Source organism: Sphingomonas sp. CCH9-F2 (assembly GCF_001556735.1).
Classification (GTDB): Bacteria; Pseudomonadota; Alphaproteobacteria; order Sphingomonadales; family Sphingomonadaceae; genus Sphingomonas; species Sphingomonas ginsenosidimutans.
Genome location: NZ_LSJO01000479.1, coordinates 1 through 11,329, shown reverse-complemented (window position 1 = coordinate 11,329; position 11,329 = coordinate 1). Strand labels below are relative to the sequence as shown.

Sequence of the window (11,329 nt, the reverse complement as noted above, 5' to 3'; positions counted from 1 at the left end):
CCTGACGCGCGGCTAGCCCGCCGCCGCACCCGCCGCGCCGCCGAAAAATCGCCGGACTATATGCGGCCTATATGCGATCGGCGGGAATCGCTCTCGAATTGCTACGCGACATGCGCCTAATCGCCCACCCCTGAAGGTGCCGCCACATGGCCGGCACCGCGCCGGAAGGGGTATGGTATGTCGTTTCGTCTCGCGGCCGCGCTCATCGCAGCGGTCGCCTGTCCCGCCACCGCCAGCGCGCAGGATGCGCCACCGCAAACCGCCGCGCCGGATCATGCCGTGACCGTCAGCGGCGCCGCGACGATCGCGTCGGACTATCGCTTCCGCGGCGTATCGCAGTCGGACCGCCACATGGCGGTACAGGGCGGGATCACCATCGCGCACGACAGCGGGCTGTACGTCGGCACCTGGGCATCGAACCTCGCCGGCTGGGGCACGTTCGGCGGCGCCAACATGGAACTGGACCTGATCGCCGGGTACAAGGCCCGGCTGGCCGACAATGCGACGCTCGACGTCGGGCTGACGTGGTACATGTATCCCGGTGGCGCGGCGAAGACCGATTTCGCCGAGCCTTATGCCAGGCTGACCGGCACCGCCGGCCCCGCCACGCTGACCGCGGGCGTCGCCTATGCGCCGAAACAGCAGGCGATCGGCAAATGGTACGACACCGGCGCCGCAGCCGCCGCGGGCGTGTACGATCATCTCGGCGCCAGCGACGACAATCTGTACCTGTGGGGCGACGCCGCGGTGGCGATCGCGGATACGCCGCTGACCGCGAAGGCGCATATCGGGCACAGCCGTGGGCAGGACGGGCTGGGCCCCAATGCCACCGCCGTCGCGCCGACCGGCCGCTACTGGGACTGGTCGCTGGGCGCCGACGCCGCCGTCACGCGGAACCTGACGGTGAACGTCAGCTATGTCGGCACCGACATTCCGGACCGCGACGCCGCCTATCTGCGGCCCAGCTTCAGCCGGGGCCAGGACGGCACCGGCAACATCGCCGGCGGCGCGGTGGTCGCGTCGCTGACCGCCGCTTTCTGACCCGAAAGGACCGTGATGCAGGACCTACTGTGGATCGCCGTGATGCTGGGGCTGGTGGCGCTGACGCTCGCCTTCGTCCGGCTGTGCGACAACGCCTGAGGAGACCCGCGATGACCCTTGACCTGTGGCTCGCCGCGATCACCGCGCTGGGGCTGCTCTTTTACCTGGTGGCGGTGCTGATCCGCCCCGAACGCTTCTAGAAGGGAGGCGGACCATGACGCTTCAGGGCTGGTTCCTGATCCTGGGCTTCACCGCGATCGTGGTGGCGCTCGCCAAGCCGCTCGGCCTGTGGCTGTTCGCGCTGTACGAAGGGCGGCGCACCCCCGCCCACATCCTGCTCGCCCCGGTGGAGCGCGGCTTCTACCGGCTGGCGGGAATCGACCCGGCGCAGGAACAGGGCTGGCGCCGCTATGCGGTGCACATGCTGCTGTTCAACGCGGTGCTGATGGCCTTCACCTATGCCGTGCTGCGGTTGCAGGCGGTGCTGCCCGGCAACCCCCAGGGGCTGGCCGCGGTCGGCGAGCATCTGTCGTTCAACACCGCGATCAGCTTCACCACCAACACCAACTGGCAGAGCTATGGCGGTGAGGGCACGATGTCGAACCTCAGCCAGATGCTGGGGCTGACGATCCACAATTTCCTGTCGGCGGCGACCGGGATCGCGCTCGCCTTCGCGCTGTTCCGCGGCTTCGCGCGGCGCGAGGCGGCGACGGTCGGCAATTTCTGGGCCGACGTGACGCGCATCACCTTGTACCTCCTGCTGCCGCTCTGCGCCGTGCTGACGATCGCCTATATCGCCTGCGGCGTGCCGCAGACGCTGGCCGGCGTCGTCGACGTGCAGACGCTGGAGGGGGGGCGCCAGTCGCTGCTGCTCGGCCCGGTCGCGTCGCAGGAAGCGATCAAGATGCTCGGCACCAACGGCGGCGGCTTCTTCAACGTCAATTCGGCGCATCCGTTCGAAAACCCCACGGCGCTCACCAACCTCATCCAGATGCTGTCGATCTTCGCGATCGGCGCGGGGCTGACGTGGACGTTCGGCAAGGCGGTGGGCAACACGCGCCAGGGCTGGGCGATCCTGTCGGCGATGATGATCCTGTTCCTGGCCGGCGTCACCGTCAGCTACTGGGCGGAAGCGGCGGGCAATCCGGCGCTCCACCAGCTCGGCGTCGCGGGCGGCAATATGGAGGGCAAGGAGGTGCGCTTCGGCATCGCCGCCTCCGCGCTGTTCTCGGTCGTCACCACCGCGGCGTCGTGCGGCGCGGTCAATGCGATGCACGACAGCTTCACCGCGCTCGGCGGGCTTGTGCCGCTGTTCAACATGCAGCTGGGCGAAATCGTCGTCGGCGGCGTGGGCGCAGGCATCTACGGCTTCCTGCTGTTCGCGATCCTGGCGGTGTTCGTCGCCGGGCTGATGGTCGGGCGCACCCCCGAATATGTCGGCAAGAAGATCGAGGCACGCGAGGTGAAGCTGGCGGTGCTGGCGATCGCGGTGCTGCCGCTGATGATCCTGGGGCTGACCGCGCTGTCGTCGGTGCTGCAACAGGGGCTGGCCGGCCCGCTCAACAAGGGGCCGCACGGCTTCAGCGAAATCCTGTACGCCTTCACCAGCGCGGTCGCCAACAACGGCTCCGCCTTCGCCGGGCTGACCGCCAGCACCCCTTATTACGACGGCCTTCTGGGCGTCGCGATGTGGGTCGGGCGGTTCTTCGTCATCGTGCCGATGCTGGCGATCGCGGGCAGCCTCGCGGCGAAGAAATACACGCCCGAAGGTGCCGGGTCGTTCCCGACCACCGGCGGGCTGTGGGTCGGCCTGCTGATCGGGATCATCCTGATCCTGGGCGGCCTCACCTTCCTGCCGAGCCTCGCGCTCGGTCCCATCGCCGATCATCTCGCGATGATCCGCGGCCAGCTGTTCTGACCGGGGGCCACCATGGCACATTCCCAGACCAAGAGCCTGTTCACCGCCGACCTCGTCATGCCGGCGATCAAGGCATCGTTCGTGAAACTCAACCCGGCGGAGCTGGTGCGCAACCCGGTGATGTTCGTCACCGCCGCGGTGGCGGCGCTGATGACCGTCCTGCTGGTCGTCGGCCACGATCCGCTGGCCTTCGGCTTCAAGCTGCAACTGGCGGCGTGGCTGTGGCTGACCGTGCTGTTCGGCACCTTTGCCGAGGCGCTGGCGGAAGGGCGCGGCAAGGCGCAGGCCGCCTCGCTGCGCGCCACCAAGGCGGAACTGACCGCCAAGCGGCTGACGGGCGACGGCCGCGCCTTCGACACCGTGCCCGCCAGCCAGCTGAAGGTCGGCGACGTGGTGCTGGTCGAAACCGGCGACCTGATCCCGTCGGACGGCGACGTCGTGTCGGGCGTCGCCTCCGTCAACGAAGCGGCGATCACCGGCGAAAGCGCGCCGGTGATCCGCGAGGCGGGCGGCGACCGTTCCGCCGTCACCGCTGGCACGCGCGTCATCTCCGATGAAATCCGCGTCAAGGTGACGGTGGAGCCTGGCCACGGCTTCCTCGACCGCATGATCGCGCTGGTCGAGGGCGCCGAGCGACAGAAGACCCCGAACGAGATTGCGCTGACGCTGCTGCTGGTCGGGCTGACGATCATCTTCCTGATCGCGGTCGGCACCATCCCGGGCTTTGCCGCTTATGCCGGCGGCAGCATCCCGGTCGCGATCCTGGCGGCATTGCTCATCACGCTGATCCCCACCACGATCGCGGCGCTGCTGTCGGCGATCGGCATCGCGGGGATGGACCGGCTGGTGCGGTTCAACGTCCTGGCCAAGTCGGGGCGCGCGGTGGAGGCGGCGGGCGATATCGACGTGCTGCTGCTCGACAAGACCGGCACGATCACGGTCGGCGACCGGCAGGCGAGCGAGTTCCGCCCGGTCGGCGGCGCGAGCGAGGCGGAGCTGGCCGAGGCCGCGCTGCTCGCCAGCGTGGCGGACGAAACGCCGGAGGGGCGCTCGATCGTCGTCCTGGCGCGCGAGCGGTTCCATCTCGATCGCGCGATGCCCGACGGGGCGGAGATCATCCCCTTCACCGCGCAGACCCGCGTGTCGGGGATCCGGTTCGGCGACACGCTGATCCAGAAGGGCGCGGTCGATTCGATCCTGCGCGCCAACGAAGGATCGGGGCTGACCGCGGCGGCGACCGAGCTGCGCCGCATCACCGACGAGATCGCCCGCGCCGGCGGCACGCCGCTGGCGGTGGCGCGCGACGGGCGGCTGCTGGGCGCGATCTTCCTCAAGGACGTGGTGAAGGCCGGCATCCGCGAACGGTTCGGCGAATTGCGCACCATGGGCATCCGCACCGTGATGATCACCGGCGACAACCCGCTGACCGCCGCGGCGATCGCGGCCGAGGCGGGGGTCGACGATTTCCTGGCGCAGGCCACGCCCGAGGACAAGCTGGCGCTGATCCGGCGCGAACAGGGCGGCGGGCGGCTGGTGGCGATGTGCGGCGACGGCACCAACGACGCCCCCGCGCTGGCGCAGGCCGATGTCGGCGTCGCGATGAACACCGGCACCCAGGCCGCGCGCGAGGCGGGGAACATGGTCGATCTGGACAGCGACCCGACCAAGCTGATCGAGATCGTCGGACTGGGCAAGCAGCTGCTGATGACGCGCGGCGCGCTGACCACCTTCTCGGTCGCCAACGACGTCGCCAAATATTTCGCGATCATCCCGGCGATGTTTGTCGCGCTCTATCCGGGGCTGGGCGTCCTCAACGTCATGGGGCTGGCCTCGCCGCAATCGGCGATCCTCAGCGCGATCATCTTCAACGCGATCATCATCCCGCTGCTGGTCCCGCTGGCGCTGCGCGGCGTCGCCTACTCCCCGATGGCGGCGGGGCCGCTGCTGGCGCGCAACCTCGCGATCTACGGCCTCGGCGGCCTCGTCGCACCGTTCATCGGCATCAAGCTCATCGACATGCTCGTCGGTGGCCTCGGCCTGGCGTAAGGAACATACAGATGGGCAAGGACATCACCTCCGCACTGCGACCCGCGATCGTCATGGCGCTGCTGTTCGCCGCGCTGCTCGGGCTGGGCTATCCGCTGGCGATGACCGGCATCGGGCAGGCGTTGTTCCCGGTGCAGGCCAACGGCAGCCTGGTGCGCGACGGCGCGGGCCACGTGATCGGCTCGACCGTCGTCGGGCAGGCGTTCGTCAGCGATCGCTATTTCGATACCCGGCCGTCCGCGGCGGGCAAGGGCTATGACGGGCTCGCCTCGTCGGGGTCGAACCTCGGCCCCGCCGCGCGGCCGCTGACGGATCGCGTCGCTGCCGACGTCGCGCGCTACCGGGCGGCGGGGGTCGCGGGCGCGCTGCCCGCCGACCTGGTCACCGCCAGCGGATCGGGGCTCGACCCCGACCTGTCGCCCGCCGCCGCGCTGGCGCAGGCGCCGCGCGTCGCGCGGGTGCGCGGCCTGCCGCTCGGCCGCGTGACCGCGCTGGTCGAACGGCAGACCAGCGCGCCGCTGCTGGGCGATCCCCATGTCAACGTGCTGGCGCTCAACCGCGCGCTGGACGCCATGGCGCGCTGATGCCCGCCCCCGCCAGCGGACGGCCCGATCCCGACGCCCTGCTGCGCACCACCGCGCAGGAGGGCACCGGCCGGCTCAAGATCTTCCTCGGCGCCGCCCCCGGCGTCGGCAAGACCTATGAGATGCTGTCCGAAGGCGCGGCGCGGCGGCGCGACGGGGTCGACGTCGTCATCGGCGTGGTCGAGACGCATGGCCGCGCCGAAACCGAGGCGCTGATCCGCGGGCATGAGGTGATCCCCCGCCGCGCCGTCTCCTATGAGGGGCGCACGCTCCATGACATGGATCTCGACGCGATCCTGGCGCGCGCGCCGCGGCTCGTGCTGGTCGACGAACTGGCGCACACCAATGCCCCCGGCGGCCGCCACGCCAAACGCTACCAGGATATCGAGGAGCTGCTGGCGGCGGGGATCGACGTCTATTCGACGGTCAACATCCAGCATGTCGAAAGCCTCAACGACGTCGTTGCCAGCTTCACCCGCGTGCGCGTGCGCGAAACCGTGCCCGACAGCATCCTGGAAGCCGCCGAGATCGAGGTGGTCGATATCCCCCCGGACGAGCTGATCGAGCGGCTGAAGGCGGGCAAGGTCTATCTGCCGCAGGAAGCGACCCGCGCGCTGGGGCATTTCTTCTCGCGCTCGAACCTGTCGGCGCTGCGCGAACTGGCGCTGCGCCGCGCCGCGCAGGCGGTCGATGCGCGGATGCTGGACGACGTGCGTGCGCTGGGGCTGGGCGGCACCTGGGCGGGCGGCGACCGGATCGTCGTGGCGATCAGCGAGCTGCCCGGCGCCGACGGGCTGATCCGCGCGGCCAAGCGGATCGCCGACGGGCTGCGCGGGCCGTGGACGACGCTGTTCGTCGAAACCCCGCGCGCCGCGCACTTCACCGATGCGCAGCATGCCAGCGTCGCCGCCGCGATGACGCTGGCGACGCAGCTGGGCGGCGCGGTCGCCACCGTGCCCGCGCCGACGGTGGTGGAGGGGATCCAGAGCTTCCTCGCCGACTCGCGTGCCACCCAGCTGGTGCTGGGCAAGTCGCACCGGTCGCGCTGGTTCGAACTGCGCCACGGCTCGGTGGTCGACCGGCTGATCCGCGACACTCCCGACGTCACCGTCCACGTGCTGCCGGTGCCGGCGGGCGCGGCCCCGGGCCAGCGCGGCGCGCGGCGTCCGGGCCATTGGGGCACCCCCGCCGGCTATGCCGTGACCAGCGCGATGGTCGCGGGCGTGACCGCGGCGGCCAGCGCGCTGTTCCACGTCCTCGATCTCGGCAATGTCGCGCTGCTGTATCTGTTGCCGGTCATGGCCGCGGCCAGCCTCTACGGGCTGCGCACCGGCCTGTACGCCGGCTTCGCGTCCAGCCTGGCGTACAATTTCTTCTTCCTGCCGCCGGTCGGCACGCTCAGCATCAACAATCCGGAGAACATCGTCTCGGTCTTCGTGCTGATGGGCATCGCGATCGCGACCAGCCAGCTGACCGCCCGGGTCCGCGCGCAGGCCGACCTCGCCGCCGCCAGCGCGCGCACCAACGCCACACTGGCCGGCTTCCTGCGCCAGATCGCGGGCGTCACCGACACCGATCGCGCGGCGCAGATGATCTGCGACGACGTGCGCCGTCTGCTGGGGGTGCAGGCGATCCTGCTCGGCCCCACCGCCGACACGCATCTGGGGATCATCGCCGCCAGCGATCCGGCCTACCGGCTCGACACGGTCGACGCCGCGGCGGCGGGCTGGACACTCGACACCGGCCAGCCCGCCGGCAAGGGTTCGGGGACGCTCGCCGCCTCGGAATGGCTGTTCCAGCCGCTGAAGGCGGGCGAGCGCATCCTGGCGGTGCTGGGCGTCGCCAGCGACAGTGCCGGCGATCCGGTCCGCGCCGATCAGCTGCCGCTGCTCAGCAGCCTGATCGACCAGTCGGCGCTCGTCCTCGAACGGCTGCGGCTGCAGACGGAGATGCGCGACGTCGATGCGGTGCGCACCCGCGACCGGCTGCGCGCCGCGCTGCTCTCCTCGGTCAGCCACGACCTGCGCACCCCGCTCACCGCGGTCATCGCCGCGGCGGACCAGCTGCCCGGCGGCGCCACGCCCGAACTGATCGCGACGATCCGCGCCGAATCGGCGCGGCTCAACCGCTTCGTGTCCAACCTGCTCGACATGGCGCGGATCGAAGCCGGGGCGATCCGCCTCAACGTCGAGGCGACCGACCTCAGCGACGCGGTCACCGGCGCCGCGCACGACGCCCGCCGCGCGCTGGAGGGGCATGCCGTCCGGCTCGACGTCCCGCCCGACCTGCCGCTGGTGCGCGTCGATCCGCAGCTGCTGCACCATTGCCTGCTCAACCTGCTCGACAACGCCGGGCGCTACGGCGATCCGGGCAGCGAGATCGTGATCGAGGGGCGCAACCGCTTCGGCGAGGTGCGGCTGTCCGTGCTCGATCGCGGCCCCGGCCTCCCGCCGGGGCAGGAAGCCGCGGTGTTCGAAACCTTCACCCGCCTCGCCGGGTCCGACCGCGCCGTCGGCGGCACCGGGCTTGGCCTTGCCATCGTCAAGGCGTTCGCGGACGCCATGGGCATGACGGTGGAGGCCGCCAACCGCTCCGAAGATGACGCCGGGGGCGGGGGCGCCTGCTTCACCCTCGCCTTTCCCCCCGCGCTGATCGTGCGCGATCCCTCCACCGGAAACCCCGCCTGATGCATGCCAGGATCCTTGTCGTCGATGACGAAGCCGCGATCCGCCGCCTGCTGCGCAACACGCTGCTGCGCGCAGGGCATGAGGTAGTCGAGGCCGGCACGGCCGGCGACGCGCTGCGGCTGGCGGCGGCCGAGCGCCCCGATGCGATCCTGCTCGACCTCGGCCTGCCCGACCGCGACGGGCTGGGCATCATCCCGCTGCTGCGCAAGCAGGGCGACGCGGTGATCCTGATCGTTTCCGCGCGCGAGGCGGTGGAGGAAAAGGTCACCGCGCTCGATCTGGGGGCGGAGGATTACGTCACCAAGCCGTTCGATACCGAGGAGCTGCTCGCCCGCCTGCGCGTCGCGCTGCGCCATCGCGGCCCGGCGGCGGAGGCGGCGGCGGGCAAGGTCGTGGTGCGCGGCGATCTGGCGATCGATCTCGACCGGCGGATCGTGACGCGCGGCGGCACAGAGGTGCACCTGACGCGCAAGGAACATGACGTGCTGGCGTTGCTGACCCGCCACATCGGCCGGATCGTCACCCACGACCGGCTGCTGGCGTCGTGCTGGGGCGGGGACGAGGATGCGCGGATCGAATATCTGCGCATCGTCATCCGCAACCTGCGCCAGAAGCTGGAAGCCCCCGACCCGGTCGGCAGCGTGATCGCCAACGAACTGGGCGTCGGCTACCGCCTGCGCGGCGACGGGTGACCACGGCGACCCTTCCCATCCGCGAATATATATGATTTATCCTGCGGATCGTTGACAATGGCGTGACGGGGTCGAAATGCGGATCAATCGGTGGGTGACGGGGCTGGTCGCTGTAATGTGGCCGGGCATCGCCTGGGCGCAGGCCAGCTTCGATGCGACGAGGCAGATGTTCCGCCTCGACGGCGGTGAGGTGACCTATGCGTTCAAGGTGAATGCGCAAGGGATTCTCCAGTCGGTCTATTGGGGCCGCCGCCTGCCCGACCGCGCGCCCCTCGCCGCGCCCGAACTGTCGGGGCTGAGCGGATTCGACGTCGCCGCCAATGTCGTGCCGCAGGAATATGCCGGCCAGGGCGGCGGGCTGTATGCCGAGCCCGCGCTGAAGATCACCTGGCCGGACGGCAACCGCGACCTCGTCCTGCATTATCGCAGCCACCAGATCGACGGCGATACGATCCGCGTGACGCTGTCGGATCTCGACCGGCCGGTGTTCGTCACGCTGACCTACACGATCGATCGCGGCACCGGCGTGCTGGCGCGCTCGGCGCGGATCGAGAATCGCGGGGCCGACGATGTACGCATCGATCAGGCGGCGGGGGCCGGGCTGACGCTGCCGGTCGCCTATGACTATCAGCTGCATTATTCGACCGGGCGCTGGGCGGCGGAATGGACGCTCCAGCACCGCCCGCTGGTCGCCGGGTCGACCGTCCTCGAAAGCCGCCGCGGCTCGACCGGCAGCCAGAACAACCCGTGGTTCATGGTGTCGCGCGATGCCACCACCGAGGATCACGGCCCGGCCTGGATCGGCGCGCTGGCGTGGAGCGGATCGTGGCGGATGACCTTCGATCAGGACGTGACCGGGCGCATCCGCATCACCGGCGGGTACAATCCGTTCGACTTCGCCTATCGCCTGCGCCCCGGCGCGCAGCTCGATACGCCCGTCATGTACGTCGGCTATTCGGATGAGGGGAAGGGCGGCGCCAGCCGGCTGTTCCACCGGTTCCAGCGCGACCATATCCTGCCGCACGGCGACGGCGACCGGCCGGCGCTGCGCAAGGTGCTGTATAACAGCTGGGAAGCGACCTATTTTGACGTGAACGAGGCCGGGCAGATGGTGCTGGCCGAGCGCGCCGCGGCGTTGGGTGTCGAACGGTTCGTGATGGACGACGGCTGGTTCGGCGCGCGCAACAACGACAAGGCGGGGCTGGGCGACTGGACCGTCAACCCGGCCAAGTTCCCGCGCGGGCTGGGTCCGCTGATCCAGAAGGTCCGCTCGCTCGGCATGGACTTCGGCCTGTGGGTCGAACCGGAGATGATCAATCCCGACAGCGACCTGTTCCGCGCGCATCCCGACTGGGCGATGCAGTTCAAGGGCCGCCCGCGGACGGAGGGGCGCAACCAGCTGGTGCTGAACCTGGCGCGCACCGACGTGCGCGACCATGTGCTCAAGGTGCTGGACGACCTGCTGACGCAGAACGACATCGCGTTCCTGAAGTGGGACTATAACCGCAACTGGTCCGAACCCGGCTGGCCCGACGCGGACGTTGCGGAACAGCAGACGATCTACGTCGCCTATGTCCGCAATCTCTACTGGATCATCGACGAGCTGCGGCGCCGGCATCCGCGGGTGGAGATCGAAAGCTGTTCCGGCGGCGGCGGGCGGGTCGACCTGGGCATCATGGCGCGCACCGACCAGATGTGGCCGTCCGACAACACCGATCCCTATGACCGACTGCTGATCCAGGACGGCTATACGCAGGCCTATGCCCCCGCCACGATGATGGCATGGGTCACCGACAGCCCGAATTGGGTGAACCAGCGCCAGACGACGCTCCCGTTCCGTTTCCTGTCGGCGATGCAGGGCGGGCTGGGGATCGGCACCAACCTCAACAAATGGACCCCGGCGGAGGTGGAGACCGCGCGCTATTACGTCGCCGCGTACAAGCGCATCCGCGAGACGGTGCAGCGCGGATCGCTGTACCGGCTTAACCGCGAAAGCCGCGCCGATCCGCGCTGGACCAACCTGTACGTCGCCGCCGACCGGTCGCAGGCGGCGCTGTTCACGCTGGTGGGATCGACGCACAAGCTGGACGTGATGCCGACGATCAACCTCGCCGGGCTGGACGCGGAGGCGACCTACCGGATCGAGACGATGGAGGGCACCCCCCTGCCCGCCACCATCCCCGCCAGCGCGACCGGCGCCTATTGGATGAATCACGGCGTCGACGTGACGCTCCGCGGCGACTTCCAGGGCATGGGTTTCATCCTGTCGCGCACCAGCAGAGGCGAGCGACGGTGATATTATCATACGTCGTCTAATCGCGCTGGTCGCAAGTCAATTCTGAGCTGTCGTTGCCGGAAGCA

At 69.9% G+C, this 11,329-nt stretch carries 8 protein-coding genes; all 8 read left to right on the top strand.

The genetic code is table 11. The features are described from left to right. Nucleotides 1-177: 177 nt before the first annotated feature. The 8 genes from AX685_RS13660 (at nucleotide 178) to AX685_RS13625 (ending at nucleotide 11,264) form a co-directional block, all read left to right on the top strand. Nucleotides 178-1,041 carry a TorF family putative porin gene (locus tag AX685_RS13660; RefSeq protein ID WP_066489610.1) on the top strand — a complete coding sequence of 288 codons (864 nt, stop codon included), beginning with the start codon at nucleotides 178-180 and terminating at the stop codon, nucleotides 1,039-1,041. 110 nt (nucleotides 1,042-1,151) lie between these two features. Next, nucleotides 1,152-1,241, top strand: coding sequence for a K(+)-transporting ATPase subunit F (kdpF, locus tag AX685_RS13655; protein ID WP_066489609.1), 90 nt, complete (start codon nucleotides 1,152-1,154; stop codon nucleotides 1,239-1,241). A gap of 14 nt (nucleotides 1,242-1,255) precedes the next feature. Beyond that, the gene (gene kdpA / locus AX685_RS13650) at nucleotides 1,256-2,959 is read left to right on the top strand and encodes a potassium-transporting ATPase subunit KdpA (RefSeq protein ID WP_066489608.1); all 1,704 of its coding nucleotides are present in this window, start codon (nucleotides 1,256-1,258) and stop codon (nucleotides 2,957-2,959) included. A 12-nt stretch (nucleotides 2,960-2,971) separates the two neighbouring features. Continuing rightward, nucleotides 2,972-5,005, top strand: coding sequence for a potassium-transporting ATPase subunit KdpB (kdpB, locus tag AX685_RS13645; RefSeq protein ID WP_066489604.1), 2,034 nt, complete (start codon nucleotides 2,972-2,974; stop codon nucleotides 5,003-5,005). 11 nt (nucleotides 5,006-5,016) lie between these two features. Further along, nucleotides 5,017-5,589, top strand: coding sequence for a potassium-transporting ATPase subunit KdpC (kdpC, locus tag AX685_RS13640; protein ID WP_066489602.1), 573 nt, complete (start codon nucleotides 5,017-5,019; stop codon nucleotides 5,587-5,589). Then, nucleotides 5,589-8,276, top strand: a complete 2,688-nt coding sequence (locus AX685_RS13635) for a sensor histidine kinase (protein WP_066489600.1) — start codon at nucleotides 5,589-5,591, stop codon at nucleotides 8,274-8,276. Before kdpC ends, AX685_RS13635 begins: the two co-directional genes overlap by 1 nt. After that, nucleotides 8,276-8,968 (top strand): response regulator transcription factor, encoded by a 693-nt coding sequence (locus tag AX685_RS13630; RefSeq protein WP_066489598.1) that lies wholly within the window; start codon nucleotides 8,276-8,278, stop codon nucleotides 8,966-8,968. Before AX685_RS13635 ends, AX685_RS13630 begins: the two co-directional genes overlap by 1 nt. Nucleotides 8,969-9,044: 76 nt before the next feature. After that, complete coding sequence (locus AX685_RS13625) at nucleotides 9,045-11,264, top strand: alpha-galactosidase (protein ID WP_082740926.1); 2,220 nt, start codon at nucleotides 9,045-9,047, stop codon at nucleotides 11,262-11,264. Nucleotides 11,265-11,329: the final 65 nt, after the last annotated feature.